This is a genomic window from Methyloceanibacter sp., assembly GCF_050726195.1.
Taxonomy (GTDB): domain Bacteria; phylum Pseudomonadota; class Alphaproteobacteria; order Rhizobiales; family Methyloligellaceae; genus Methyloceanibacter.
This window is the reverse complement of the sequence record NZ_JBOHJC010000001.1, coordinates 131,034-155,613: the sequence shown is the minus strand read 5'-3', so window position 1 is coordinate 155,613 and position 24,580 is coordinate 131,034. Positions and strand designations below refer to the sequence as shown.

27 protein-coding genes are annotated in these 24,580 nt (G+C 63.4%); 22 read left to right on the top strand and 5 right to left on the bottom strand.

The window, feature by feature from the left end:
* Positions 1-4 precede the first annotated feature (4 nt).
* Together secF and ACRECX_RS00775 are read left to right on the top strand one after the other, a co-directional pair.
* Positions 5-955, top strand: coding sequence for a protein translocase subunit SecF (secF, locus tag ACRECX_RS00780; RefSeq protein ID WP_431556901.1), 951 nt, complete (start codon positions 5-7; stop codon positions 953-955).
* Between the two features lie 19 nt (positions 956-974).
* Positions 975-1,805 (top strand): phytoene/squalene synthase family protein, encoded by an 831-nt coding sequence (locus ACRECX_RS00775; protein ID WP_431556900.1) that lies wholly within the window; start codon positions 975-977, stop codon positions 1,803-1,805.
* Here ACRECX_RS00775 and trmFO read toward each other — a convergent pair whose 3' ends face one another.
* The gene (trmFO, locus tag ACRECX_RS00770) at positions 1,806-3,212 is read right to left on the bottom strand and encodes a methylenetetrahydrofolate--tRNA-(uracil(54)-C(5))-methyltransferase (FADH(2)-oxidizing) TrmFO (protein ID WP_431556899.1); all 1,407 of its coding nucleotides are present in this window, start codon (positions 3,210-3,212) and stop codon (positions 1,806-1,808) included.
* A 241-nt stretch (positions 3,213-3,453) separates the two neighbouring features.
* Between trmFO and ACRECX_RS00765 the strand changes: the two genes are divergently transcribed.
* From ACRECX_RS00765 to ACRECX_RS00755, 3 genes are all read left to right on the top strand, one after another.
* The gene (locus ACRECX_RS00765) at positions 3,454-3,672 is read left to right on the top strand and encodes a DUF1097 domain-containing protein (RefSeq protein ID WP_431556898.1); all 219 of its coding nucleotides are present in this window, start codon (positions 3,454-3,456) and stop codon (positions 3,670-3,672) included.
* Positions 3,669-3,992 carry a DUF1097 domain-containing protein gene (locus tag ACRECX_RS00760; RefSeq protein ID WP_431556897.1) on the top strand — a complete coding sequence of 108 codons (324 nt, stop codon included), beginning with the start codon at positions 3,669-3,671 and terminating at the stop codon, positions 3,990-3,992. The genes ACRECX_RS00765 and ACRECX_RS00760 overlap by 4 nt, the downstream gene beginning before the upstream one ends.
* 325 nt (positions 3,993-4,317) lie before the next feature.
* Positions 4,318-5,124, top strand: coding sequence for a hypothetical protein (locus ACRECX_RS00755; RefSeq protein WP_431556896.1), 807 nt, complete (start codon positions 4,318-4,320; stop codon positions 5,122-5,124).
* A gap of 23 nt (positions 5,125-5,147) precedes the next feature.
* Here ACRECX_RS00755 and ACRECX_RS00750 read toward each other — a convergent pair whose 3' ends face one another.
* Positions 5,148-5,453, bottom strand: coding sequence for a DUF3175 domain-containing protein (locus tag ACRECX_RS00750; protein WP_431556895.1), 306 nt, complete (start codon positions 5,451-5,453; stop codon positions 5,148-5,150).
* Positions 5,454-5,534: 81 nt separating this feature from the next.
* Here ACRECX_RS00750 and ACRECX_RS00745 point away from each other — a divergent pair, with 81 nt between their 5' ends.
* Positions 5,535-6,161, top strand: coding sequence for a glutathione S-transferase family protein (locus tag ACRECX_RS00745; protein WP_431556894.1), 627 nt, complete (start codon positions 5,535-5,537; stop codon positions 6,159-6,161).
* Here ACRECX_RS00745 and ACRECX_RS00740 read toward each other — a convergent pair.
* Positions 6,158-6,583 carry a hypothetical protein gene (locus tag ACRECX_RS00740; protein ID WP_431556893.1) on the bottom strand — a complete coding sequence of 142 codons (426 nt, stop codon included), beginning with the start codon at positions 6,581-6,583 and terminating at the stop codon, positions 6,158-6,160. The genes ACRECX_RS00745 and ACRECX_RS00740 overlap by 4 nt on opposite strands.
* A gap of 63 nt (positions 6,584-6,646) precedes the next feature.
* Here ACRECX_RS00740 and ACRECX_RS00735 point away from each other — a divergent pair, with 63 nt between their 5' ends.
* The 5 genes from ACRECX_RS00735 (at position 6,647) to ACRECX_RS00715 (ending at position 9,739) form a co-directional block, all read left to right on the top strand.
* Complete coding sequence (locus tag ACRECX_RS00735) at positions 6,647-7,141, top strand: putative molybdenum carrier protein (RefSeq protein WP_431556892.1); 495 nt, start codon at positions 6,647-6,649, stop codon at positions 7,139-7,141.
* On the top strand, positions 7,141-7,857 hold the full coding sequence (locus ACRECX_RS00730) for an intradiol ring-cleavage dioxygenase (protein ID WP_431556891.1): 717 nt from the start codon (positions 7,141-7,143) through the stop codon (positions 7,855-7,857). Before ACRECX_RS00735 ends, ACRECX_RS00730 begins: the two co-directional genes overlap by 1 nt.
* Before the next feature lie 142 nt (positions 7,858-7,999).
* Positions 8,000-8,476, top strand: a complete 477-nt coding sequence (locus tag ACRECX_RS00725; protein ID WP_431556890.1) for a cupin domain-containing protein — start codon at positions 8,000-8,002, stop codon at positions 8,474-8,476.
* Between the two features lie 133 nt (positions 8,477-8,609).
* The gene (locus tag ACRECX_RS00720; RefSeq protein WP_431556889.1) at positions 8,610-9,077 is read left to right on the top strand and encodes a Gmad2 immunoglobulin-like domain-containing protein; all 468 of its coding nucleotides are present in this window, start codon (positions 8,610-8,612) and stop codon (positions 9,075-9,077) included.
* Positions 9,078-9,475: 398 nt separating this feature from the next.
* Positions 9,476-9,739, top strand: coding sequence for a GlsB/YeaQ/YmgE family stress response membrane protein (locus tag ACRECX_RS00715; RefSeq protein WP_431556888.1), 264 nt, complete (start codon positions 9,476-9,478; stop codon positions 9,737-9,739).
* Positions 9,740-9,778: 39 nt separating this feature from the next.
* Here the strand turns inward: ACRECX_RS00715 and ACRECX_RS00710 are convergent, their stop codons facing one another.
* Positions 9,779-11,572 (bottom strand): L,D-transpeptidase family protein, encoded by a 1,794-nt coding sequence (locus ACRECX_RS00710; RefSeq protein ID WP_431556887.1) that lies wholly within the window; start codon positions 11,570-11,572, stop codon positions 9,779-9,781.
* A 240-nt stretch (positions 11,573-11,812) separates the two neighbouring features.
* On the opposite strand from ACRECX_RS00710, the gene ACRECX_RS00705 reads away from it, so the two are divergent.
* The 10 genes from ACRECX_RS00705 (at position 11,813) to ACRECX_RS00660 (ending at position 20,131) form a co-directional block, all read left to right on the top strand.
* On the top strand, positions 11,813-12,526 hold the full coding sequence (locus tag ACRECX_RS00705; protein WP_431556886.1) for a type 1 glutamine amidotransferase: 714 nt from the start codon (positions 11,813-11,815) through the stop codon (positions 12,524-12,526).
* A gap of 331 nt (positions 12,527-12,857) precedes the next feature.
* Positions 12,858-13,472: a cell wall hydrolase gene (locus ACRECX_RS00700; RefSeq protein WP_431556885.1), complete on the top strand. Its 615-nt coding sequence runs from the start codon at positions 12,858-12,860 to the stop codon at positions 13,470-13,472.
* A 73-nt stretch (positions 13,473-13,545) separates the two neighbouring features.
* Positions 13,546-13,734: a hypothetical protein gene (locus ACRECX_RS00695; protein WP_431556884.1), complete on the top strand. Its 189-nt coding sequence runs from the start codon at positions 13,546-13,548 to the stop codon at positions 13,732-13,734.
* A gap of 116 nt (positions 13,735-13,850) precedes the next feature.
* Complete coding sequence (locus tag ACRECX_RS00690) at positions 13,851-14,543, top strand: Crp/Fnr family transcriptional regulator (protein ID WP_431556883.1); 693 nt, start codon at positions 13,851-13,853, stop codon at positions 14,541-14,543.
* 35 nt (positions 14,544-14,578) lie between these two features.
* Entirely contained in the window at positions 14,579-14,833 is a 255-nt protein-coding gene (locus ACRECX_RS00685) for a hypothetical protein (protein ID WP_431556882.1), read from the top strand.
* 725 nt (positions 14,834-15,558) lie between these two features.
* Positions 15,559-16,086, top strand: coding sequence for a hypothetical protein (locus ACRECX_RS00680; RefSeq protein ID WP_431556881.1), 528 nt, complete (start codon positions 15,559-15,561; stop codon positions 16,084-16,086).
* Positions 16,087-16,182: 96 nt separating this feature from the next.
* A complete protein-coding gene (locus ACRECX_RS00675; protein ID WP_431556880.1) occupies positions 16,183-16,953 on the top strand; it encodes a ferredoxin--NADP reductase in 771 nt (256 codons plus the stop codon).
* 760 nt (positions 16,954-17,713) lie between these two features.
* A complete protein-coding gene (locus ACRECX_RS00670; protein WP_431557010.1) occupies positions 17,714-18,433 on the top strand; it encodes a retron St85 family effector protein in 720 nt (239 codons plus the stop codon).
* Positions 18,430-19,395, top strand: coding sequence for a retron St85 family RNA-directed DNA polymerase (locus tag ACRECX_RS00665; RefSeq protein ID WP_431556879.1), 966 nt, complete (start codon positions 18,430-18,432; stop codon positions 19,393-19,395). The genes ACRECX_RS00670 and ACRECX_RS00665 overlap by 4 nt, the downstream gene beginning before the upstream one ends.
* Positions 19,396-19,438: 43 nt before the next feature.
* Positions 19,439-20,131 (top strand): hypothetical protein, encoded by a 693-nt coding sequence (locus ACRECX_RS00660; RefSeq protein WP_431556878.1) that lies wholly within the window; start codon positions 19,439-19,441, stop codon positions 20,129-20,131.
* A 21-nt stretch (positions 20,132-20,152) separates the two neighbouring features.
* Here ACRECX_RS00660 and uvrA read toward each other — a convergent pair whose 3' ends face one another.
* Positions 20,153-23,056 (bottom strand): excinuclease ABC subunit UvrA, encoded by a 2,904-nt coding sequence (uvrA, locus tag ACRECX_RS00655; RefSeq protein WP_431556877.1) that lies wholly within the window; start codon positions 23,054-23,056, stop codon positions 20,153-20,155.
* A 238-nt stretch (positions 23,057-23,294) separates the two neighbouring features.
* On the opposite strand from uvrA, the gene ACRECX_RS00650 reads away from it, so the two are divergent.
* Positions 23,295-24,446: a helix-turn-helix transcriptional regulator gene (locus tag ACRECX_RS00650; protein WP_431556876.1), complete on the top strand. Its 1,152-nt coding sequence runs from the start codon at positions 23,295-23,297 to the stop codon at positions 24,444-24,446.
* Positions 24,447-24,580: the final 134 nt, after the last annotated feature.

Here is a 24,580-nt window from a genome sequence, read left to right as displayed (position 1 = left end):
CGGCATGTTCCGTGGCATCACCCTCATTCCCGCCGACACCAAGATCGACTTCGTCGGTCAGCGCGCAATCACCTGGCTGGTCTCGGCATTTCTCACGGTCGCACCGCTTGTCCTCGTCGCCACCGTGGGCCTCAACATGGGCATCGACTTCCAGGGCGGCACGCTCATTGAGGTGAAGACCAAGGAGGGCCCTGCCGATCTCGCGGAGATTCGCGGCAAGATCAGCGGGCTCGGCCTCGGCGAAGTGCAGATTCAAGAGTTCGGGTCGGACGGAGTCCTGATCCGCATCGCCTCGCTGCCGACCGAGGAGGAGCAGCAGGCCTCGATCGCCAAGGTGAAGGGCGCGCTCGGCGACACGGTCGAGTATCGCCGTACCGAGATCGTCGGGCCGACCATCTCGGGCGAGCTGATCGCCGGCGGCACCGTCGCCGTCGTCGTGGCGATGATCGGCATTATGGTCTATGTGTGGTTTCGCTTCGAATGGCAGTTTGCCGTGGCGGCCATCGCTTCGCTGGTCCATGACATCACCGCCACGATCGGGCTCTACGCGCTGCTCCAGCTCGAGTTCAACGTGTCGAGCATCGCCGCGATTCTCACGATCATCGGCTACTCCCTGAACGACAAGGTGGTGATCTTCGACCGCATCAGGGAGAATCTGCGCAAGTATCGCCGCATGCCGCTGGTCGAACTGCTCGATCTCTCCATCAACGAGATGCTGTCGCGGGCCGTGCTCACCCACGTCACCACCTTCCTCGCCATGCTGCCTTTCCTGTTCTTCGGCGGGGAGGCGATCTACGGCTTCGCCGTGGCCATGTGCTTCGGCATCGTCATTGGCGCCTATTCGTCGATCTTCGTGGCCTCGCCGATGCAGCTGATCCTCGGCGTCCGCCGCGAGGCGTTCAGCGTGAGCGCCGAGTCCGCCAAAGGCCGCGCCGGGGCTGCCGCGCGCGCCTAAGTCCAAAGAGGCGCGGGCCTTGCATGATGCCGAGCGAGCCGACACCGTCAGACGCATCGCCCGCGCCGCCGACCCGGACCGCGCCCTTGCCGCATTGTTCGCGCCACCAGGGCCGCGCGCCGACCTCTTCGCCCTCTACGCCTTCAATGCTGAGCTTGCCCGCATCGCCGACCAGGTGACGGAGCCGGGGCTCGGCGACCTCCGCCTGCAATGGTGGCGCGAGGCGATCGACCGCGCGGCGGCGGGCGAGGCCGCCGGCCATGCCGTGGCCGGTGCCTTCGGCGCTGCGATCAAGCGCCGGGCGCTGAATCGGGAACGCATCGCCGCACTCATCGACGCGCGAAGCTTCGATGTCGGCGCGGTCGTCATCCCGGACGAAGCGTCCCTCGACGCTTATCTCTTCGACACGGCGATCGGCCTGTTCGCGTTGGCGGCGCAGATCGTCGGCGCCGATGGCGAGGGCCTCGATCTAGCCTCCGAGGCGGCTGGCCGCGCCTACGGGCTTACGGGCTTGATGCGGGCGCTGCCAATCCATGCCAGCAAGGGCCGTGTCTATCTGCCGGCGGACGCGCTGCGCCGGCATGGAACGTCGCCTGAGGCGGTGCTTGCAGGGGAGACGAGCGCGGGCCTCGAAGCCCTTCTGAAAGAGCTAAGGGCACGCGCGCGCGGAGCCTATGTCGAAGCGCAAGGCCATCTCGCCGGCATCGACCCGCGCGGCCGCACGGCGTTCCTGCCGCTCAGCCTGGTCGAGCCATATCTCCTCGCGTTGGAGAGGAGCCGCGATCCCTTGCACGAGGTCGCCGCGATCAACCCGCTTTACCGCCTATGGCGCATGGCGACCCGGCGCTAATCATTCCGCCGCGACGGAGGCAGGACCCGCAAGCCAGCGGTCGAGATCGGTCAGCGCGCGGGCGGCGAGCGCCCGCTTGCGCTCGAACGACTTCGAACTGCGCGGGCCTTTGCCGCGCGGCCCGGATGGCGCAGTGATCGGCGGGAATAGACCGAAATTGACGTTCATGGGCTGGAAGCTCGGCGCGCCGCCGTCACCTTCGGCGCTGAGATGCCCTTCGGTGATATGGGCGAGCAGCGCGCCGAGTGCCGTGGTCGGCGGCGGCGGCGAGAGTTTCTGGCCCAAGCGCTCCGCCGCGGCGAAGCGCCCGGCGATCAGCCCGATGGCCGCCGACTCCACATAGCCCTCGACGCCGGTGATCTGCCCGGCGAAGCGCAAGCGAGGATCGGCCTTAAGACGCAAGGTTCCGTCGAGGAGCTTCGGACTGTTGAGGAACGTGTTGCGGTGGAGCCCCCCGAGTCGCGCGAACTCGGCCGCCTCGAGCCCGGGGATCATGCGGAACACGCGCACTTGCTCGCCGTGGTTCAGCTTGGTTTGGAAACCCACCATGTTCCACAACGTGCCGAGCGCATTGTCCTGGCGGAGCTGCACCACGGCGTGCGGCTTTTCGCCGGGCCGGTGTGGGTCGGACAGGCCGACCGGCTTCATCGGGCCGTAGCGCAACGTGTCGCGCCCGCGCTCGGCCATCACCTCGATGGGCAGGCAGCCTTCGAAATAGGGTGTCGATGCTTCGAACTCCTTGAACGCGGTCTTCTCCGCCCCGAGCAGCGCGTCGATGAACGCGTCGTATTGGTGTTTGTCTAGGGGACAATTGATGTAGTCGGCGCCGCCGCCGCCAGGGCCTGCCTTGTCGTAGCGCGACTGGCGCCAGCACACGCGCATGTCGACGGACTCGAAATGCACGATAGGGGCGATGGCGTCGAAGAAGGCGAGTTCGGCTTCGCCGGTGAGCGATTGGATGGCCTGCGCGAGTGCTGGCGAGGTGAGGGGGCCCGTGGCCACGATCACGCTCTGCCAATCGGCAGGCGGCAGGCCCGCGACTTCACCGCGATCGATCTCGCTCAGATCATGCGCTTCGAGCGCGGCCGTCACCGCCGCGGCAAAGCCCTTGCGGTCGACGGCAAGCGCTCCGCCGGCGGGCAGCTTGTGGCGGTCAGCCGCGGCCATGATCAGCGAGCCGGCCCGGCGCATCTCCTCGTGCAGGAGGCCCACGGCATTGGTCTCCCACTCGTCGGACCGGAAGGAGTTGGAGCACACCAACTCGGCGAGCGCGCCGGTCTGGTGCGCCTCGGTCTGGCGGGCCGGGCGCATCTCGTGCAGCACGACCGGAACGCCCGCTCGGGCGAGCTGCCACGCCGCCTCGCTCCCGGCCAATCCGCCGCCGATCACATGAACCTTGTCCGCCATAGGCCTTACCTATGGCCCCAACGCTTGAAGTTTCAAGCGTCAGGAGGGCCCGTGCGCCAAGGAACGAGCCGACTATTCCTTGGGCAAAAGACTATTCCTTGTTCAATCCTGGACCACTTTGGGCTATGGTTGCGCCCGAAGCCGAATCAACGCGTCAAAGAAAAGGCTTCTATTCCAGTGAGCCGGTGGATTGCCGGCAGATGGCGGCATCCGCCCGCTCTTCTTGAAAAAGGGGGGTGAGATGTCCGCGAATACTGCACTTGCAATCAGCGTTGGTGTGCTTGGCGCCATTGCCACGTGGCTGTTCCTAGGGCCGCTTGGCGGGGTTTTGGCGATTTGGGCCGCCTTTATCGCGTGGGGCTGCTTCTTCCATTGCGGAGGCAAAGAGACCGGTCTGCAATCCGCCATTCTCGGCAATATCGCCGGCGCCATCATTGCGGCATTACCCTTTGGGTCGTGACCCAGACGGGGGTTGCCGACAGTATCGGTTTGCCGATTTGGGCCGGCATCTGCGTCGGCATCGGCGTCGCCGCCATGGTCCTACTTGGCAACGTCCCGATCTTCGCCAGCATCCCGGCGCAAGTCTATGGCTTCGCCTCGGTGGTGGCGCTGACCCTTATGGGCAACGCTGCAGGAAGCCTCACGGCGCCCTCAATGGCAAACCCGGTCGTCGTCATCATCCTGTCGATGATTGTCGGCGCTCTGTTCGGCTGGGTGTCCGAGAAGGTCGCCGGCATGCTGGCGGGAGCTGGGCACGGCGCCCGTCACGCCAAGGCTTAAGCGCGTTCAGCCGCTCGGTTGAGTCTGCGGGCCCCTAGCCCCGCTGACCGCACGGTTTGACAAGCAGCGCGGCTCGTGCCGAGCCGCGCTGCCTTCCGCCCGTTTGAGTCCGGTCAGGAGTGCCGGCTCGCGATCGCCGGCGCGATAATCCATCTCTCGTCCATCGGTTTGCCTTTCCTTCGCCGCAATGTCGCCACCCCGGAGATGACAGTCGTGAACCCCGGAGCAACCGTGTTTCCGCGTATGGCTTGCACGTGCCGAACCGCCGGGGCAGGGTGGCGCGCTTCCTGTGGTCCCACGCCTTTCCGGAGGACTTCTCTAGCCCATGCCCTCCGTCGATGTCGTATGGAAAGGCAATTGCCGCGATCCACAGAGCCGTTATCGGCTGCTCGCCCATCTGCATCGCCTTGCTGCTCTAAGTGACGACTATCTCCGCCGGCAGCAGCCGGACCGTCCCGCCATCCTGACCTTGGTGAGTGAAGACCGCGCCAGCGGCTTTCCCGCTCGGGCGAATATCGAGGTCATAGACCGGGAGATCTCCGGGAAGATCCTGGTCTCGAGCTGGATCGGCCCCAATCCGGAGACTTTGATCGCGCGGGCGCGCGAGGCAGGGCTTACCGTAATCGAGCCCGAAGGCGAGGGGCCTCCTCTCATCGCGCTCGACCGCGCCCGCCTGCGCGGCCTCGACTTCAAGCTCTACGACCCGCGCGGGCTCTATCCGGGGGCGGACCGCATGAGCTTCGTCTTTCTTGAATGTCCAGAACATCATTTCCTCGACGGCAGGCTCGTCGAGATCGCCCCTGGCGACGAGGAGTGGACCGCCGAGCAGCTACGGCGGCAAAACGTCTATCTCTGCACGCCGAGCGTCCATCTCCGCTATTACCTGGAGGACTGGACCGACTGCCTGTTCTCTTGGATCCGCTTCTTCTTCATGGGCGATTTCTGGTGGCGGCGCTGGGAGGAGCTCGAAGGCTACACCGACTATCGCGGCCTGTTCGGCGAGCTCCAGGCCGAGCGGGGCAGCGAAGCCGCCGAGGAAGCCACGTTCGAGGCGATCCTCGGCACCTTCTCCCAGCACGCCGAGCATTTGACTGGTCAGGTCGAAGGCTGGGCCAAGGCCGAGAAGGCCTGAGCCCCGACGCATTCGCCCAAGCATCACGACCTTGAGGGCGCCTTGCCGAACGCTTTGCGCAGTTCGTCCTTCGCCTTCTCGAGCCGGTCGCGGTCCTCTGCCGACAAGTTCTTGCCGGCGCGGTTGATGTAGAACACGAGCATCGACATGGCCGAGCGGAACGGATCTGCCTTGCGCCGCGTGCTCGCCTCCGCCGAGCGCTTCAACGAGGCCGCGATCTCTTTCGGATCCTCGAGGGTAAACACGCCCTTCTCGAGGTCGAGCGCGTCGGAATGCTCGGTGACGTCCTGCGACCAGCGCGCCTGGGATGACTTTGACTCCGCTGCCATGTGTGACTCCCGCGGAAGGCCATCATCTTAACGCCACAACGCACGATTAGTTGGGGCGGCAGACGAAGGGAGGAGAACCTCATGGCCGACCTCACGCTCTATCATGCAAGCCCGTCGCGCTCGTCGATCGTCCGCTGGATGCTCGAGGAGCTGGGCGAACCCTACGACGTCCATTTGCTTGATCTGACCAAAAGTGAGCAATCTTCACCCGAGTATCTTGCCATCAATCCGATGGGCAAGGTTCCTGCCTTGCGTCACGGCGATGCGATCATTACCGAGGCGGCCGCCATTTGCACCTATCTCGCCGACGAGTTTCCTCAAGCGAAGCTCAACGTGCCCGTCGGCGATCCGCGCCGCGGATCCTACCTCAAGTGGCTGTTCTTCAGCCCAAGCTGCATCGAGCCTGCGGTCACCGATCGTGCGTTCCCCCGCAAGGAGGCGCCAAGGCGCGGCATGCTGAGTTATGGCGATTTCGACACGGTGATGAATGTGACCGCCAAGGCGGTCGAGCCGGGTCCTTATCTCATGGGCGATCAGTTCACCGCCGCCGACGTGATCGTCGGCTCCATGCTCCGCTGGGGCACGATGTTCAATCTCCTGCCTAAGCGGCCCGAGTTCATGGCCTATGTCGGGCGCCTTGAGCAGCGTCCGGCGCTGCAACGAGCTACGGCCTTAGACGCGAAGCTGGCGACTGCGCAGGCATCCTAGGAGCGGACGGCGCCAAAGACTTGCAGAAGCAGCGCGGTGCCGAAGCCCCACGCCCCGTTCGCCGCAAGCCCGATCAGGAAGCGCGGGCCCATCGCCTGCATGGGTTCTCCCTTGAGCGGCGGCACGACGAAGAAGGCGACGAGGGTCAGCGCGATGGCCCCCACCAGGATCCAGGCCGCCCAATAGCTCGCGCCGCTGAGATGCGCGAGCACTGGCGTAAGCGCCAAGCCCCACACGCCACCCCAGAACGCCTTGGACAGCACCGACGGCACGCCCCATGGCGGGATGGGATCGACCGGCCAGGCGGGACGGTCCGGCGGAATGACGCCGGTCAGGTTGAACACGTACCACAGGCCTTGATGGAAGATCAGCGTGGCGAGGAATCCGGCGGCGAAGCCGAAGATCAGAAGCTTCAATGACATGGCGGTGTCCCCCTGTTCGCCGCATGATGCCGCTTCTGCGGCGAAGTGCAAGGCGAGACACGAATGCTGAAGATCGTCTCGGGCGGCCAGACCGGCGTCGATCGCGCCGCGCTCGATGCCGCCATAGAGAAAGGCATCGCCTATTGGGGCTGGTGCCCGAGGAACGGCTGGGCCGAAGATTTCGTGACGCCCCCCGGTCTGCTCGCGCTGTACCCGGGCTTGCAAGAGACGCCCGCCGCCGATCCGCGCAAGCGCACCGAATGGAACGTGCGCGACAGTGACGCCTTGCTCGTCTTGACGGAGAGCGCCGGCCCCGGCGTGTCGCAGGGCACCGAGCGAGCCATTCGCTGCGCCAAGATGTTTGCCAAGCCGTATCTCGTCGTCGACCTCAACTCTCTTGGAGCCCTGGCCGAAGCTCGCGCTTGGCTCGCGGCGAGGGGAGACGGCGCGCTGTGCATTGCAGGCCCGCGTGAGAGTGAGGCGCCCGGCATCTACGCCCAGGCCCTGACACTTTTGCGTGCTCTGCTCGACGCTATCGTTGCCCAAAAGGTCGATTGATGAGCGCAGAGACGAGAAGCGGCATGACCCGGCGGCAAGCCTTGGCCGGCGCCGTGGCGGCGACCGGCCTCACCATCGCCGGTAGACCGGCTGCTGCGGGCGGGCGTGCGACCCTAGCCGATGCCAAGGTTTGCGTGCTTACGCCCGAAGCGATGGAAGGGCCGTTCTATTTCGACCCCAAGCTGGTGCGCGCCGATATCACCGAGGGCAAGCGCGGTGCGCCGCTCGCCCTCACGCTGCAAGTCGTTGAAGCCGAGACCTGCTCAAAGCTAGGAGGCGCCCGCGTCGATGTCTGGCATTCCGACGGGCTCGGCGTTTATTCGGGCTACGCGCGCCAAGCGACCGGCTCGACCGAGGGCGAGACCTTCTTGCGCGGCACGCAGTTCGCCGATGTGGACGGCCAGGTGCGCTTCGCCACGATCTATCCCGGCTGGTATCCCGGGCGTACGCCGCATATCCACTTCAAGGTGCTGGTGGAGGAGAAAGATCTCGTCACCGGCCAGCTTTATTTTCCCGATGCGATCACCGATCGCATCTATACAAGCCTTGAGCCCTATCTTGCGCGGAAGGCGAAGCGAGACACGTTCAACGATAACGACTTCATTTTCAAGCGTGAGGGCGGCGCCGAAACATTGGTGGAGATCAATGAAGAGGGCGGCCGGTACCGCGCCGCGCTCGTCATCGGCGTCGATCGCCGCAGTGTGAAGCGGAGCTGAGCTGCAGGGTCGGTCCCCTGCATTTCGACTCGAATGCGGGCCGTCGCCGATACCGTTTCATAACCTGAACCTCGGGAGGACCGAACTCTGAGACCAGCCTGGCGATAGCTTCGTTTCACCATCACCGAAGGAGGAAGGGATCATGGCCACTGCAACTGCCACCAAAGCGGCACCCAAGGGTTCCACCGTCAAGACTGTTATCCTCGATTCCAACAAGCTTCCGCGCAACAAAGTTTGGGGCGAGACCGACAAGGCGGTGCGCTGGCAGGGCGCCTTCGCGCTTTATGGCGGCGAGGGCGGCACTACGGCGTCCTCGACCATCGTCTATGAGATTGAGCCCGGCGGGCGGCTCGGCTGGCACACCGATGCGACCGAGGAGACACAGTACATCATTGCCGGGCAAGGGAAGCTCTATCTCGAGGATGGATCCACCCATCAGGTTGGACCGGGAAGCGTCTTCGTCATCCCGACGCCGGTGCGCCACGATCTCGAGAACACCGGCAAGGAGACCTTGCGCGCCGTCGCCTTCTTTGCCGCGGCGATGTTCACCCAGGACTTCGATCAGGTAATGCTGCCGCCTAAGAGCCACATCCTCGGCACGCCCAATCGCGAGGGATGAGGCGTTCGGGGCTCTCAATCGGGAGCTCTGCGTCCTTCTCGCTATCGCGTTGTCTTGGCTGAGCCGCGGGCGTAGCCTTGACCGCCGCCGGCGTCCGGCCGGCAGCAGTCATCGGCAAAAGCAGGAGGAGGCCATGAAACACCCGATGCTTTACACCGCGGCGGGCGCGGTCCTTGCGCTATCAAGTTTGACGCTCGTTGTGGAGACGGAGCATGCCGCCGCGATGGGATCGTGGGGCGGCGGCGAGGAGACCGCCGACAATTGCGCCAATGACGACGGCGCGTTCGGCGAAGCCGCCTTCGTCATCGCCACTCAGCCGAAGGCCGGCGAGCGGGTTGAGAGCGGCTTCACGGTCGTGGGCTGCTCGCGCACCTTCGAGAGCAATGTGCAATGGAAGCTCATCGGCCGCACCGGCGTGGAGCTCGCCAGCGGCCATACCCAAGGCGGCGGCGTCGATGGTCCAGGCGCGTTCTCGTTCACGGTGCCCTACAACGTGGACGCGCGGCAGATCGGCCACCTAGAAGTCTTCGAGGAGGACGTCTCCGATGGCGAAGGCTTCCCACCAGGACGGACGGTCGTGCCCCTCGTGCTGAAGCCATAATCAGGAGTCGCGAGGGCGCCCAACCGGAAGTTCGGATCTAACTAACGGCAGACCATCCGCCAGCGGCCGAGTATGCCCTGCCTCCAGAAGCAACTGGGCCTGGGCGGCGGGCCCCAGGCCAGGGCGAAGGCCGGCTCGTCGACGTCCCAAGTAACCCAGACGCAACGGTCCTCACCGCATAGCCATTCGGCCTTGGCCGGCTGGCCAACGAATAGAACCGCGGCCGCGACGACCGTACCGGCCAATACCGCTCTGATCATGGTCGAACTCCCCAACTTAGGACGCTGTAGGCGCCGATTTAGTCCTAACGCGAGATCAAAGTCCATAGCACATCGGCGATCCTCGACCCGCAGAGACTCATGCTAGACTTCGTTTGGACGCCAACGGAGGGGGAAACAATGTTGACAGCACTCATCATCGCGCTTGTGGTCGGGGCCATTGCCGGCTGGCTCGCCGGCCTCGTCGTGCAAGGCACCGGTTTCGGCCTTGTCGGCGATATCGTTATCGGCATCTTGGGGGCGCTGCTCGCGGGCTTCCTGTTCCCGTATTTCGGGATCGCCTTGACCCTCGGCGGCGGCGTACTCGGCGCGATCATCCTCGCGTTTATCGGCGCGGTGATCCTGCTTGTCATTGTGAAAGTTATCAAGCAGATCGCCGGGTAGGCGAGGGGCCTCAAACCTTCAGACTCTGCTTCGCGGTGCTTAGAAGCCGAATAGCGCCCGGGTAAAGTCGTTCTCGAATGTCGCACGCTGGCGGACGCGCCGGTTGACCCGTCGCGTCGTATCGCTCGCCACGACTTCTTGCGGAACGGTGGGCGTGTCGTAGAGCAAAGGCTCGCCGCTCAGCGCCGCGGCCATTCGAGCATCGTGACCGTAGATGTCGCGGAATCTCGCCATCGAGCCGTCGTCGTTCACCCTCAGGGTCAAATAGGTGATGTAGACCGGGATGTGCTGCTTCAGTGCGATATGATTGTCGTCATGACCCTGTACGGCCGAGGCGACGTGCCCCGCCGTCCAGTCTTGGTCTTGCTTGAGCAGGATAGTCGCCACCTGGTCTGGATTCTGCACGCGCATGCAGCCATGGCTTTCGGTGCGGACGGCCTTGGCGAACAGATGCTTTTGCGTCGTGTCGTGCATGTAGACGTCATGCGTGTTGGGGAACACGAACTTCATCATGCCGAGCACGTTGCCAGGTCCAGGCGGCTGATAGAGCTCGTATCTGCGAATATCGGTGCTCCCCCAGTCGACCGAATCGGGGTCGATGTCGCGCCCGTTATATCCCCTGATGCGGAGGTTGTGACGCCGAAGGACCGAGGTGTCCCACCCGCCGCCGAAGAAGCCGCCGCCCTGGTACAGGTAAGGCGCAATTTCCTCGGTCTTGATCGAGTTCGGGACGTTCCAGTAGGGACGAAAGACGATCTCTTCCATGAAATCCGAGAACACCGGGGTCTGCTTGTCGGTTTTGCCGACGACCACGCGCGTCTCATGAATCGGCGTTCCGTCGTCGACGATGCGCAGCATGAACTCCGGGATGTTGACCGTGACGTAGAACGGCCCAAGGTCCTGGGGTAACCAGCGCCACCGCTCCATGTTGATCACGAGCGCCTGGATGGTCGCGTCGCCTCCGGGCTGCTGCGGTGCTTGTTTGTTGTTGAGCCTGGCCCTTGTGCCGGCCCCGACCATGCCGTCGGCGCCAAGGCCATGCTCGCGCTGGAACTGCCGCACGGCTTCGAACACGTCATTGTCGAACAGAGTTTCGTTGCCGGATGTACTCACCGGCATCGTCAGCCGCTTCCTGAGCAGCGCGACATGCTCATGATCGACACCAAGCTTCAAAACCGGGCCGTCGGGTATGACGACGACCGGCGGGTCGGCGGGCTCGGCCGGTTCGCCGCCGTTGCGGAGCTGCAGCAACTTCTGCCTTAGTGCCTCGAACTGCGGCTGGCTGGGCTGGAAGCTGCGCAAATAGGCTGCGGGGTCGGAACGCAAGGCGATGAAGGCGATGACCTCGGCCGGGTTGGGCAGGAAAAGCGTGGGGTCGAGGTTTTTGCTGAGGCGCTGCGGTTCCAGGCGGCCGCCACGCGCATCCTTGGCGTATTCGAGCACGGCGGTGCTGATCTTGAGCTCGGCGCCGGCGAGCCAATCGACCGCATCGGCATCCGAGGGGTTGAACAGCGAGTTGTCGGGAAGCGAGTAGTCCGAAGCGCGCAGGCCATAGTCATCGGCCTTGGCGATCTCGGCCACGATGGCTTTGCCACGCGGGGTCAGCCCGCTCTCGTCGACCCAGAGCAGACGCCGATCAGGCACCGAATAGTATTCCGCAAGGGCGACCTGCTGAGCCGCACCAGAACCGGTCTTGTCCGCGATCTGACCTTGGATGGCGATCCTGACGGCCTCGGTCCGGGTGATCAGCGCCGCCGGTCCCCCGGGCTCGGCGGCAACAGCGGGGAAAGCGAGGCACGTCGCCAGAATCAGCCCCAATGCAATTGGCTTCATGGTGTGCTCCCCCTGGCGCAGGCCCCTAGCTCCCTCGGGATACTCCACGCCTATCCGGAAAAACCGCTTAAAATTTGACGATTGAAGGGATTATGCCCCTTGCGAAGAACTGAGGCCACCCAATTCGGACGCCCATCCTCATGTTCCCCGTTATGTCTTGGACGGGCACTTTTTGGGTGGGCGAGCCTTGAGAATCCTCCCAGTTTGCTTGTATCTGCCAGGCACGCATCGAGGTCTGTCATGAAACCGGTTCTCATCGTTCAGAACGACCCAAAGGAAGGTGCCGGCCAGTTGACGACCCTGCTCTCCGCGCGCGGGCTGAAGCAGGAGAGGGTGTTCGGTTACGACACCGATTACGACCGCGTTGGCTCTGCCGGCTACGCAGCTCTCGTGGTGCTCGGCGGGGCGCAAAGCGCCTATGAGACCGAGACCTATCCTTACCTCGCGCGCGAGATGGCGCTCTGTCAGGACTTCATGCAAGCAGGCAAGCCGATCGCCGGATTCTGCCTCGGCGCCCAGATCTTGGCACGGACGCTCGGCGGCGAGGTGGTGCCGGGAGCAAAGAAGGAAATCGGTTGGTACGACCTGACTCTGACCGAGGACGGGGCGGGCGACGCGCTGCTTACGGGCCATCCCAAAACGCTGCTCGCCTACCACTTTCACGGCGATCGCATCGAGAACGTGCCCGGCGCCACCAATCTGGCCTCGTCGGTCATGACGCCGTGCCAGCTGTTTCGCTACGGCAGCAACGTCTATGGCTTCCAGTATCACGCCGAGGTCGACGAGCCGCTGGTCGAGCTGATGTGCCGGAACAACGCCGACTACATGGCGGCCAACGGGTTCGATGCCGAGACCATAATCGGCGAGAGCCGAAGGCACTTGCCGATCTTTGCTGGTGCCTGCAAGCAGATCCTCGATCGCTGGATCGACCTCATTCCCGGCCAGGCGCCCTAGTCCCAGGGGTTATTCTTCCCACAACGCCCGGTTGAAGCAATTTGCCGCACTATTATCGTGGGGAGACCACGGTTTCGTCACATCATGATCTTTCCCCCGACAGATTTTCCCAGCATTAGCCCCGGTCCCGAGCGTCCAACCTCGGGAAGGTTAACAACAGTGAGGGGAATCAATGGAGCTTCGGGGGATTGCGAGTTTGCGTATATGCGTGATTGTCTTGGGGTTTCTTGTACTGTTGCAGCCCGCCCGTGCGGATGAGCCGGGTGAGCCTTCGACCGCTCCGACATCAGCTGCTGCCTCGTATCTCAAGGGCATTGAGGCCGCAGCACAGATGGTAGCTAGCGAGAGCACGGCCCCCGTTGGCGCCGCGACGGAAAGGCCGCGTGCGCCTTCGACCGCTGCCGCCTCGACTCTGAGGGGCATCGAAGCCGCAGCACTCGAGGTGGCCGCGGAAAGCACGGTTCCAGCCGCCGCCGCCACGCCATCCGACAGCGAGCTCGCTTGCCTTGCCGAGGGCATCTATTTCGAGGCCCGTGGCGAGTCCGTTCGCGGCCAGCTGGCGGTCGGGCGGGTGATCCTCAACCGGGTGGAGAGCGGCGCCTATCCCGACACCATCTGTGGGGTCGTCTACCAGAACGACCACCGGCGCAACCGCTGCCAATTCTCCTTCGCCTGCGACGGCACGACCGACGCTATCACCGAGTACGCCGTATGGGAGGACATCCAGGGCTACGCCGCCTGGCTCCTGGCCGGCGAGACCAAGCCCCGGCCGCTCTTCCAGGTGGCGTCCCTGGAGACCTCGACCCACTACCACGCCGACTACGTCAAGCCGGACTGGGCCAAGCGCATGACCCAGACGGGGCGCATCGGCCGCCACTATTTCTATTTCGATCCCCGCGCCTACGCGGTCGAGAGCGCCTGGCTGCTCCCCGGCCCGCGGAGCTAGCCCCCTTGCAATCGGCGGTGGGCCGGCCATATCTATGGCTGGCCCCACCCAGGGCCGCCTCGCGGGGACTTTCATGTTGAAGCGGCTTTTCATCCTTCTCGTCCCTGTGGCTCTTGCCGGCTGCGTGACCGAGCAGGCGCCCATGCTCCCCATGGCGCTCGCCCCGAGCGAGGCCGCCGAGGCGCGATGCCTGACCTATGCCGGCGCGCCCGCCTTCGGCGACTGCGAGACCCAAGCCGCAGCCCAGAGCGCTGAGAACTAGACCCTCCATCCTTGCCGTCGCTTGATTTCCCCTAACAGGGGACCCCCGGCTCGCCGATATCCCGGTGATCGTCTCGGCGCTATCATCACCAGCGTCCGACACATGGAGGGGCCCCCATGGATGACCTGGCCACCATCTTCAGCCTCAACAATTGGCCGGGGCATCTCTCCTATGTCCTGATCGCGATTTCCTATTGGCTCACCAATATCCTTTGGCTGCGGGTGGTGGCCGTGATCGGGCTGTCGCTCGAAATTCTCTACTTCACGATGTCGGGCGGGGATCTCCGCACCGGCATCGGCTGGGACATCGTCTTCATCCTCATCAATCTCTACCAAATCTACCGCCTGATGAAGGACCGCCTGTCGCTGACCTTGCCCGCGCGCGACCGCGACCTGTTGCGGAAAGTGCTGGCCGGCCTCGACGATGCGCAGATCGCGCGCCTCCTCACCGCCAGCGAGTTCCGCGACATCGACGCGGGGACCAAGCTCGCGGTGGAGAACGAGCCGCTGGAGCACCTGTTCTTCATCTGCGCCGGCAGGGTCAAGGTCGCCATCGGCGGCCGCGAGGTCTCGCAGCTCAAGGCCGGCAATTTCGTCGGCGAGGTCGCCTTCCTCACCGACCGGCCGGCCACGGCGACGGTGACGGCGGGGAAGGGCGTGCGCGTGCTCGACTTCGAGCAGGACAAGCTCAACCACTTCTTCGCGCACGAGACCGAGGTCGCCGGCCTCATCTATCAGCTCATCGGCCGCGAGCTCGCCAACAAGATCAAGGTCAGCAACACGCTGCTCGCCGAGGCGAAGCCGGCCTAGCGCGCGCCCGCTTCCGGACGTGCTAGGGTCCGCCCATGTTCAGCGACAAGCTCGCGCGGCGCCGGCGCATCCACCGCTGGGCCGTGGTCACCGCCGTTAGCGTGCTCCTCGTCGGCCTCGCTTTGATCGCCGTGTGGGCGGTGCAGGCCTTCGACATGCTCGCCGTCACCGATGCCGGCAGCGGCCCGCTGGTGCTCGCCGTGCTCATCGCGCTCGGCGGCCTCCTCGTGCTCACCCTCGCCGCCTATATCGCCGTGCGCGCCTACGGCCGCTTCACCGAGGCGCCTTGAGCCCACGCTTCCCCTCTCCCCAGTGGGGAGAGGGCTTTCCGCCGCGATCTTGCGCGAGCGCAGCTCTGCGCAAGTCGCATGGCGGGAAGGGTGAGGGGGCCACGCACGCTCGACGCCGCTTCGCGGCTTCCCCCTCACCACGCGCCTTCGGCGCGTGTGCTCTCCCCCACGGGGAGAGCGGGGAGTTTGTGGCTCGGTTTCGGCAAGACATGCCTCTTCGTTACCGCGGCGCGGGAACGCGTCCGGCTCGTGTCAATGAGCTTGCCCCCATCGAAAGAAGGGGGGATGGCGCGCCGAGAAGCGCAAACCTATGGTTCCGCGATCCTTTCGGGACCACGGCGGGCGCCTCGCGGCGCGCCACACGCGCGAGAAGCAAATGCGCTCAAGTAGGCCAGAGGCCGGTAGCGCATCGCTAAAAAGCGCATGTTCATTTGCGGCGTTGGTCGGCGGCGGACCCCACTTGCAGTGGCCGTTCCCGAAGCGATAGCGCAACAATCGCGCTCAAGTAGCGCGAAGCGCGGTAGCGCCACATAAGAGACAACCACACCTCTCCGACATCCGGCGGCGGCTCGTAGTAGCCCCCGGGGGGTAGCCCGCACCGCCCGGGGGCCTTGGTCGCGTAACCAGGCCCGCGGGCGCCGCACCCCGTCCCGCATCCATGAACGCCTCATGAGCGCGCCCCTTGACTGGACGAGGCGGGTGGAATGTAGCGGAGGCGAGGGAGAGTGTCTAGGAAGATTTTCACAATTCCATCGAACGGCGGTGGAACCGGGGGCGCCGCGCGCCGTTCCCGTCCCATGGTGCGCATCCTCTATTTCCTCGCTTTGATGCTGACCGCCATCGCCATGGGCGCGGCACTCGCGCATCTGTTCGAGCTGCCCAACAAGATCGGCATCGGCCCGGACGACTATCTCACCGTGCAGCGCAATTACGACAACTGGTGGATGGTCGGGCTATTCGTGCCGGCGGCCTTCATCGCCGTGATCGCGCTCATGTTCGGCTTGCGCGGCACGGGCGCGCCCTTCGTCCTGGCGGCGATCGCCGTCGTGCTGCTCGTGGGCGAGCTGATCGCTTTCTGGGGCTTCACCGCGCCCGCCAACCGCGCCACCGAGAACTGGACTATGCTCCCCGACGATTGGGAGGCGTGGCGCGCGCAATGGGAATACTCCCACGCGGTGCGCGCCGTGCTCTACGTGCTCGCCTTCGGCACGCTTCTGCTGTCGGTGCTCTCGTGGCGAAGCGGCGAGAGCTAACATCCATAACCGTCATGGCCGGGCTTGTCCCGGCCATCCATTCGGGACTCACCACCTGCCGCTCCGCCACATTGGATGCCCGGATCAAGTCCGGGCATGACGAAGGGAAGGGGTCCGCTGCTCTTTCGCGCTATACTTCTCGTCATGGGCAAATATGACAGCAAGCTGTTGGGCAGCGAGGAGATCGCCCGGTCCACGCGCGCCTTTCATTTCGAGAAGCCGGACGGGTTCACATTCAGCCCGTGTGAATCGATCGACCTGTTCCTGCCGGAGGATTTTCCGGGCGTGAGCGACGACCGCCAGCGCTCATTCTCGCTCGCCTCCGCGCCGCACGAGGACCGGCTGACCATCGCCACCCGCATGCGCAAGAGCGCCTACAAGCAGCCGCTTGGCGAGGCCAAGCCCGGCGCCAGAGTGCGCATCGTCGGCCCGACCGGAACCATGAGCCTGCACGACGAGCCCGACCGCGCCATCGTCATGATCGCCGGCGGCATCGGCATCACCCCGTTCATCAGCGTGCTGCGCAGCGAGGCGGAGAAGGAGAGCCCGCGCCCCATGGCGCTGCTCTATTCGAACCGGCGGCCCGAGGACGCGGCCTATCTGGACGAGCTCCGCGCCCTGGAGAAGCGTCTCGACACTTTCCGCCTCGTCGTGACCATGACCGGGACGGAGGACGAGGGCGGCTGGGACGGCGAGACGCGGCGCATCGATCCCGCCATGGTGAAGGAGGCCGCAAGCGACCTGCCCAGGCCGCATTACTACGTCGCCGGCACGCCGGACATGTGCGAGGCCATGCGCCAGATGCTCGACGACATGGGCATCGACGACCAGGACATCCACAGCGAGGACTTCACGGGATATACGTAAGGGCCGCGCGCCACCGGGCGGGAACTTATGGGCGCGTGACACGTTAATCCTCAGACCCGAAATTCGAGCAATCGAAAAGTAAGGTTGGGAGTCCCCGGGCCTAAAAACCCGGAGGCTTCCATTTTTTTTGGGGACCTCGTCAGGGAGCTCCGGCTCCGGCTCATTTCCGTCCTTCGTCCTCGCCCGGCTTGACCCGGCGATCCAGTAACTCCTGCCGTTCGCAAAAGCGAAGATCGGTGGTTACTGGATGCCCGCTTTCGCGGGCATGACAACGGGCGAAGGCACCATTTCCAGCCAACTCTTGGGGAAGATGGGTGGCAGGATAGTTGACAAATTAGACCCGTGGTGTGTTCTATACCTACTACCACTTACGCGATTGCACTTGTTCTCGTGCTTGTCCGGCGATCCGCCGGACTTAAGTCGATTGTGTAGTCTTATCGGTGCGGAAGAGGGCGCTGTCTCATCGCCCTTCGGGACGCTTACGCTCGATAAGACATCACCCTCTTCCTCACCTTCAAAGGTAAGTGGCTCCATTCCATCCAGGCAACCTGATAGGCAGTATTAAGCGGGACAGCCTACGGGTCAGGCAACCATCAAAGGTCGTATTCCTTTGCGGGGGCAAACTTGGCGACGGGCAGGCTCAGCCGCTGGTCCTTCGTGATGCATTCCACCGGCTAGTTACAGATTCTCCCCCGACTTACAAAGTAATGCTGGCGGAAGACGCCGATCCGCTTACAGCAGACGCGCTATATGAAGATTTATTGAGCTTCGAATCCGATATTGCTCAAGTTGTTGGCTTAATCGTTCTTTTCGTGAGAGCGCGGGAAGCCTAGCCGAGTTTGGAGCCTTCGCAGCGCTTGAGCCCGTAGCGCCTCAGTTATTGGCCATAGTCAACGATCATTTCTATGACGACAAGTCCTTCATACGAGACGGGCCAATAAGATTCTTAGAATCGAAGTACGGTGATGAGTGGGTGTTGAGCCTGGATACCGCGTATTTGGGTATATCCCAAGGCGACCAACCACTTGAAAAGCTAGATATGATCAGGCTTCACGACAGTGTGGCCCCGGTCATAGATGAGCGACTGGCGGTTCAAGTCTCATCTGAAAAATTTCTCAAGGAAAAAGATGGCCATATCATACTCATGATAACTGGCCTTTGCCAAGAGTATGGCGCTCTGATTCAAAAGGAAATTCGACAATACGTTGAAATGCTCAGCGGAAGAGCACTAGATAAAAAGAGACTTCATAACTTTCTTTATTGTTCACAGTTGTTGGGCTGGATCAAGAAGGTCAAAAAAGGCAACAACACTTACTATGTGGCGACTGGAGGCGAATATGCCCTAGTTTTCAGCCTCGAAGACGAGGTTGAGCCTCGCGATAAATTGCGCTGGCGAATGGACATTCGCACTTATTGGAAATCTCAAGATCAAGCGCGGGCTCGCGCAATTTCCGAAGTGTTGGAGGGGGCGGCCCCATGACCACCCTCTTGCGAATGCTATCCTCCGAAACCGGCTTATCCCACGAAGATCTGCAGCGCATCATCCGAACCGCCCCTAGTCGCTACAAGGTCTTCACCATCAAGAAGCGTGCTGGAGGCACACGAGAAATTGCTCAGCCGGCTCGTGAGCTCAAGGTTCTGCAACGCGTCTTGATAGCGAAAATATTGGATCGACTACCAATTCATGAAGCCGCGACAGCCTATCGGCGTCATAGATCGATCCGAGACAACGCGAGTCCACATTCAGGGCACGGCCCAATTCTGAAAATGGACTTCAAGGACTTTTTTCCGTCCATCCGCAGCGAGGACTGGAAGTTCTATTGCGAGAAGCATGAAGTCCTGACTTCCGAGGACGCTGCAATTTCCTCTCTGATCCTATTTAGGCGAGCACGAGGAGAGCGGTTGTTAAAGCTTTCGATCGGCGCGCCGTCTTCGCCATCTTTGTCAAACGTGCTTATGTATGAATTCGATGAGATCGTAACCAAGGAAGCAGTTCGTCGAGGTATTGCCTATACGCGCTACGCGGATGACCTAACATTCTCCGGTCAGCGGATCGGGATGCTTCGTGACATGATTCACGTTGTTGAAAAAGCTACCCATGCACTCACTCATCCAAAGCTGCGCGTTAACGACCAGAAGACGACGTTTGTAACAACCAAATTCCGTCGGACGGTGACCGGAGTGATTTTGACAAATGACGGGCTATTGAGTCTTGGACGGGATCGAAAGCGAAAATTGTCCGCTCAGGTTCACCGAGCATCGCTCAATCAACTTAGCCCCGAGCAACTCCAGATCCTTGCCGGATATTTAGCATTTGCGAACGTCATCGAACCGACGTTTCTCGACAGACTTGCGCGAAGGTACGGAGCTGATGTGGTGAAGACCATACAAGAGGCGGCTCAGGTTCCCGCTCCTAGTGGCCCTGTCGAGGACATTGACTGACAGTCGCAACCTAACGGGGCTCCTGCGGGAGAGTTGATTAGAAATGCCTACCTATGGACATCTTGTAGCCGAAGCCAAGAGGCGGCTCGACCTGTGCGGTCCAACAGAAGGATTCGATACAGGCATTCCCGAAGCCGAGCGAATGCTTTCAGACCTCGAAAATTTTCCTCATCACTACGTTCTAGCATGTTTGATGGATCGCCAACTTGGCGCGAAACAGGCGTGGGTTATCCCGTACCGTGTTGGTCTGGTTGTCGGAGGTTTTGACTTCTCCCACTACAATTCGTTGAGTTTGCAACGGACTCAGACAATTTTCGCGAAAGAGCGCCTTCATCGTTTCAGAAAGAACATCATGCCAACAATCTTTTTCCGAGGCGTTCAACGCATAGCTACTTCCTATAAGGGCGTCGCAAGCTCGATTTGGTCAGAAAATCCGCGTTGTGCACTTGTTATCCGTAGATTCCTCGAGTTCGACGGCGTAGGACCGAAGATCGCAACGATGGCTACCAACATTCTCGTGCGGCAGCTCAAGGTTCCAATGCGGGACAAATCCGCGATCGACATATCTGCGGACAGGCAAGTTATGAAGTATTTTCAGTCGATAGGGCTGCTACGTGAGGACGCAAAAAAGGAAGAACTTATTTATCTGGCGCGTGAAATTAGCCCGGAGTATCCGGGGCTATTGGACCTACTAGCTTGGGAACAGGGCCGACTGCTCAAGCGAAAAAGGACGTAGGTACGTCGACGTAGGCAATTGTCACTCCGCCGCTTCGCTCGCGGCGGGGCGTTTGCCGCGGGCCACGCCGCCGCGCCGCGACAGCAGCTGCTTGAGATACTGCCCCGTGTAGCTCGCAGAATTCGCCGCGACCTCCTCCGGGGTGCCGGTCGCCACCACCTCGCCGCCGGCATCGCCGCCTTCGGGGCCGAGGTCGATGATCCAGTCCGCGGTCTTTATCACTTCGAGATTGTGCTCGATCACCACCACCGTGTTGCCCTGGTCGACCAGCTCGTGCAGCACCTCGAGCAGCTTCGCCACGTCGTGGAAGTGGAGCCCGGTGGTCGGCTCGTCGAGGATATAGAGCGTGCGGCCGGTGGCGCGCTTCGACAGCTCCTTCGACAGCTTGATGCGCTGCGCCTCGCCGCCCGACAAGGTCGTCGCCTGCTGGCCGACATGGATGTAGCCGAGGCCGACGCGGGCGAGCGTGAGCAGCTTGTCGCGCACGGCGGGCACCGCCTTGAACAGCTCGGCCGCCTCCTCGACGGTCATGTCGAGAACGTCGGCGATCGACTTGCCCTTGAACTTGATCTCCAGGGTCTCGCGGTCGTAGCGCTTGCCCTTGCACACGTCGCAGGTGACGTAGATGTCGGGCAGAAAGTGCATCTCGATCTTGATGACGCCGTCGCCCTGGCAGGCCTCGCAGCGCCCGCCCTTGACGTTGAACGAGAAGCGGCCGGGCTTGTAGCCGCGGGTCTTGGCCTCGGGCAGCTCGGCGAACCATTCGCGGATCGGGGTGAAGGCGCCGGTATAGGTCGCGGGGTTGGAGCGAGGGGTGCGGCCGATCGGGCTCTGGTCGATGTCGATGACCTTGTCGAGATGCTCCAGGCCCTCGATGGATTTGTGCGTGCCGGGCAGCTCGCGCGAATTGTTCAGCTTGCGGGCGACGGCGCGGTAGAGCGTCTCGATGAGAAAGGTCGACTTGCCGCCGCCCGAGACGCCGGTGACGCAGGTGAACAGGCCGAGGGGGATGTCGACATTGATGGATTTGAGGTTGTTCTCCGAGGCGCCGACGACCTTGATGCGCCGGCCTTTGCTCGGCTTGCGGCGCGTGGCGGGGAGGGGGATCTGCTTGAAGCCGGTGAGGTATTGGCCGGTGAGGCTCGCCGGGTTCGCCATTACTTGTTCGGGCGTGCCTTCCGCCACCACCTCGCCGCCATGCACGCCCGCGCCAGGCCCCATGTCGACCACATGGTCGGCCTCGCGGATCGCCTCCTCGTCGTGCTCGACCACGATCACGGAGTTGCCGAGGTCGCGCAGCGCTTTGAGCGTCTCCAGCAGCCGCGCGTTGTCGCGCTGGTGGAGCCCGATGGACGGCTCGTCCAGCACATAGAGCACGCCGGTCAGCCCGGAGCCGATCTGCGAGGCAAGCCGGATGCGCTGGCTCTCGCCGCCGCTTAACGTGCCGGAGGCGCGGGCGAGGGTCAGATAGTCGAGGCCGACATCGTTGAGGAAGGCGAGCCGCTCGCGGATCTCCTTGAGGATGCGCTCGGCGATCTCGTTCTGCTTCGCCGTGAGCTTGGCCGGCAGGCCTGCGAACCAGGCGCCGGCCTCCTTGATCGACATCTCGGTGACCTCGCCGATATGCAGGCCGGCGATCTTCACCGCCAACGCCTGCGGCTTGAGGCGATAGCCCGCGCAGGCCTCGCACGGCTGGTCGGACTGATAGCGCTCCAGCTCCTCGGTGACCCAGGTGGACTCCGTCTCGCGCCAGCGCCGCTCGATATTGGTGATGACGCCCTCGAACGGCTTCGACGTGGTGTAGCGGCGCACGCCGTCGTCATAGGTGAAGGTGATCTCCTCCTCGCCCGAGCCATAGAGCAGAACCTCGCGGAACTTCTCCGGCAGGTCCTTCCACGGGCGGCTCATCGGCTGGCGGTAGTGGCGGGCGAGCGCCTCGAGGGTCTGCTGGTAATAGGGCGAGGTCGCGGATGTGCGGTTCCACGGCGCGATGGCGCCGCGCGCCAGTGACAGGGTCTCGTCCGGCACCACGAGCTCCGGCTCGAAGAACAGCTCCGTGCCGAGCCCGTCGCAGGCCGGGCAGGCGCCATACGGGTTGTTGAACGAGAACAGGCGCGGCTCGATCTCCTCGATGGTGAAGCCCGACACCGGGCAGGCGAACTTCGCCGAGAAGATGATCCGCTCGGCGCCACCTTTCGCCGGTTTGTCGGCGAACTCGGCGATGGCGATGCCGTCGGACAGTTGCAGCGCCGTCTCGAATGAGTCGGCGAGCCTTGCCGACATGTCAGGGCGCACCACGATCCGGTCCACCACCACGTCGATGTCGTGCTTGAACTTCTTGTCGAGGGCAGGCGCCTCGGCGATCTCGTGGAACGCGCCGTCGATCTTGACCCGCTGGAAGCCCTTCTTCTGGAGCTCGGCGAGCTCCTTCTTATATTCGCCCTTGCGGCCGCGGGCGATGGGCGCCAGCAGATAGAGGCGGGTGCCTTCGGGCAGCGCCAAGACGCGATCCACCATCTGACTCACGGTCTGGCTCTCGATGGGCAGCCCGGTCGCCGGCGAATAGGGCACGCCGACCCGCGCCCATAAGAGGCGCATGTAATCGTAGATCTCGGTGACCGTGCCGACCGTGGAGCGCGGATTCTTCGAGGTGGTCTTCTGCTCGATGGAGATGGCCGGGGACAGCCCGTCGATATGATCGACGTCCGGCTTCTGCATCATGTCGAGGAACTGGCGCGCGTAGGCCGACAGGCTCTCCACATAGCGCCGCTGGCCCTCGGCATAGACGGTGTCGAAGGCGAGCGAGGACTTGCCGGAGCCGGACAGCCCGGTGATAACCACCAGCTGCTCGCGCGGCAGGTCGAGGCTGACATTCTTGAGATTGTGCTCCCGCGCGCCGCGGATGGAGAGGTGCTTTGAGGTCATTGTTCTGGGCAATGTCGGGGGGAATGCGCCGCTCCGCAAGGCTTAGCTTGCAGGGCCCTTCGCCACAAGAGCCAGCCCCGGGATGCAAGCGGTTAGCCCCCAGCTCCGCCGCTCAGTCCGCCAAATTCCAATAATTTCCAGGGATTTTGAAAGCCGGCCGGTCGGTGCCAGGGGTCCGTCGGCAATTGACTCCGTCTCGCGGAGCCAGCATTGGTTTTACGGAGCATCTGACATGCCAATGCGTGGTCAAGATGAGGCTGTGCAGGTGTCGTCGCTCATCGGCGATATCTACGACGCGGCGCTCGATCCTGGGCTATGGGTCCCGGTTCTGGAGAAGATTTGCGCCTATGTGCCGGGCAGCATGGGCAATATGTTCTTTCAGGACGTCACCAATGCGGCGGGCGGCTATTTCGCCTGGGGGCACGATCCCTACTACTACGATCTGTATTTGCAAAAATACGCCGCGATCAATCCCATTTTCCCGGCCGTCATGGCTTTCCCGATCTGCGAGCCGTTCACCTCGTCGGACTTCGTTCCGTTCGCGCAGATGCACGAGACCGACTACTACAAGGGCTGGCTAGAGCCGCAGGGCTATATCGACTTCATCGGCTGCAATCTCGAAAAGTCGGCGACCAGTATCGTACCGCTTGCCGTCGTCCGGCACCGGCGCGACGGCTTCGCCGATGACGCGGCACGGCATCGCGTCGGCCTCATCGCGCCGCATATGCGCCGCTCCGTGCTGATCGGCAAGGTCATCGACCTCAATCACGTGCAGACGAACGCCTTTGCCGAGACGATCGACGGCTTTGCCGCTGCCGTGTTCCTGGTCGATGCGAGAGGCCTGTTGGTTCACGCCAATTCGGCCGCTCGCGCTATGATCGACGCGGGCGACCCGTTGGTTCTTGCCCAAGATGTACTCGTCGTCTGCGATCCTGCCGTCGATCGGGCGCTGCGCGACGTATACCGCGCGGCCAAGGCGGGCGACGATGCGGTTGCGACCGGCGGCATGGCGCTGCCGATCCGCGGCCGAGCGGGTGAACGCTATATGGCCAACGTCCTGCCCCTCACCTCCGGCATGCGCCGCGAGGCCGGCCTCAACACCGCCGCCGTGGCGGCGCTGTTCGTGCGCAAGGCGAGCGTCGATCTTCCCGCCGCCGTCAAAGCATCTGCGCAGCTCTATGGCTTCACGCCGGCGGAGGAGAGGGTGCTTCACGCGCTGATCGAGGTGGGCGGGGTCGATGCCGTCGCCGACGCGCTCGGCGCCTCGCGCTCCACGATCAAGCGGCACCTCGAGCATCTCTTCGCCAAGACGGGCACCAGGCGCCAAGCGGATCTTGTCCGCCTGATCGCCGGCTTCGACAGCCCGGCGCGCGAGCCCCAACAAAAATAGCCCGGCATTGGCCGTTTGGCCGACGCGCGGACGGCCGACTTAAGCCAAGATTCCTAGCAGGCGACCGTGGCGACCGCTTCGCCCGATCGCGCGCATGCGCGGCCGCGCCCGGCCATTGCATTCCTAGAAGGAGG

Excerpts from the sequence above, each read along its gene's own strand:
- ACRECX_RS00725 (WP_431556890.1), top strand. The coding sequence starts at position 8,000 with ATGGCCACTGCAACTGCCACCAAAGCGGCACCCAAGGGTTCCACCGTC.
- ACRECX_RS00665 (WP_431556879.1), top strand. The coding sequence starts at position 18,430 with ATGACCACCCTCTTGCGAATGCTATCCTCCGAAACCGGCTTATCCCAC.
- ACRECX_RS00715 (WP_431556888.1), top strand. The coding sequence starts at position 9,476 with ATGTTGACAGCACTCATCATCGCGCTTGTGGTCGGGGCCATTGCCGGC.
- ACRECX_RS00695 (WP_431556884.1), top strand. The coding sequence starts at position 13,546 with ATGTTGAAGCGGCTTTTCATCCTTCTCGTCCCTGTGGCTCTTGCCGGC.
- ACRECX_RS00720 (WP_431556889.1), top strand. The coding sequence starts at position 8,610 with ATGAAACACCCGATGCTTTACACCGCGGCGGGCGCGGTCCTTGCGCTA.
- ACRECX_RS00750 (WP_431556895.1), bottom strand. The coding sequence starts at position 5,453 with ATGGCAGCGGAGTCAAAGTCATCCCAGGCGCGCTGGTCGCAGGACGTC.
- ACRECX_RS00755 (WP_431556896.1), top strand. The coding sequence starts at position 4,318 with ATGCCCTCCGTCGATGTCGTATGGAAAGGCAATTGCCGCGATCCACAG.
- ACRECX_RS00660 (WP_431556878.1), top strand. The coding sequence starts at position 19,439 with ATGCCTACCTATGGACATCTTGTAGCCGAAGCCAAGAGGCGGCTCGAC.
- uvrA (WP_431556877.1), bottom strand. The coding sequence starts at position 23,056 with ATGACCTCAAAGCACCTCTCCATCCGCGGCGCGCGGGAGCACAATCTC.
- ACRECX_RS00710 (WP_431556887.1), bottom strand. The coding sequence starts at position 11,572 with ATGAAGCCAATTGCATTGGGGCTGATTCTGGCGACGTGCCTCGCTTTC.
- ACRECX_RS00765 (WP_431556898.1), top strand. The coding sequence starts at position 3,454 with ATGTCCGCGAATACTGCACTTGCAATCAGCGTTGGTGTGCTTGGCGCC.
- ACRECX_RS00685 (WP_431556882.1), top strand. The coding sequence starts at position 14,579 with ATGTTCAGCGACAAGCTCGCGCGGCGCCGGCGCATCCACCGCTGGGCC.
- ACRECX_RS00675 (WP_431556880.1), top strand. The coding sequence starts at position 16,183 with ATGACGAAGGGAAGGGGTCCGCTGCTCTTTCGCGCTATACTTCTCGTC.
- trmFO (WP_431556899.1), bottom strand. The coding sequence starts at position 3,212 with ATGGCGGACAAGGTTCATGTGATCGGCGGCGGATTGGCCGGGAGCGAG.
- ACRECX_RS00745 (WP_431556894.1), top strand. The coding sequence starts at position 5,535 with ATGGCCGACCTCACGCTCTATCATGCAAGCCCGTCGCGCTCGTCGATC.
- ACRECX_RS00700 (WP_431556885.1), top strand. The coding sequence starts at position 12,858 with ATGGTAGCTAGCGAGAGCACGGCCCCCGTTGGCGCCGCGACGGAAAGG.
- ACRECX_RS00735 (WP_431556892.1), top strand. The coding sequence starts at position 6,647 with ATGCTGAAGATCGTCTCGGGCGGCCAGACCGGCGTCGATCGCGCCGCG.
- ACRECX_RS00705 (WP_431556886.1), top strand. The coding sequence starts at position 11,813 with ATGAAACCGGTTCTCATCGTTCAGAACGACCCAAAGGAAGGTGCCGGC.
- ACRECX_RS00650 (WP_431556876.1), top strand. The coding sequence starts at position 23,295 with ATGCGTGGTCAAGATGAGGCTGTGCAGGTGTCGTCGCTCATCGGCGAT.
- ACRECX_RS00730 (WP_431556891.1), top strand. The coding sequence starts at position 7,141 with ATGAGCGCAGAGACGAGAAGCGGCATGACCCGGCGGCAAGCCTTGGCC.
- secF (WP_431556901.1), top strand. The coding sequence starts at position 5 with ATGTTCCGTGGCATCACCCTCATTCCCGCCGACACCAAGATCGACTTC.
- ACRECX_RS00690 (WP_431556883.1), top strand. The coding sequence starts at position 13,851 with ATGGATGACCTGGCCACCATCTTCAGCCTCAACAATTGGCCGGGGCAT.
- ACRECX_RS00740 (WP_431556893.1), bottom strand. The coding sequence starts at position 6,583 with ATGTCATTGAAGCTTCTGATCTTCGGCTTCGCCGCCGGATTCCTCGCC.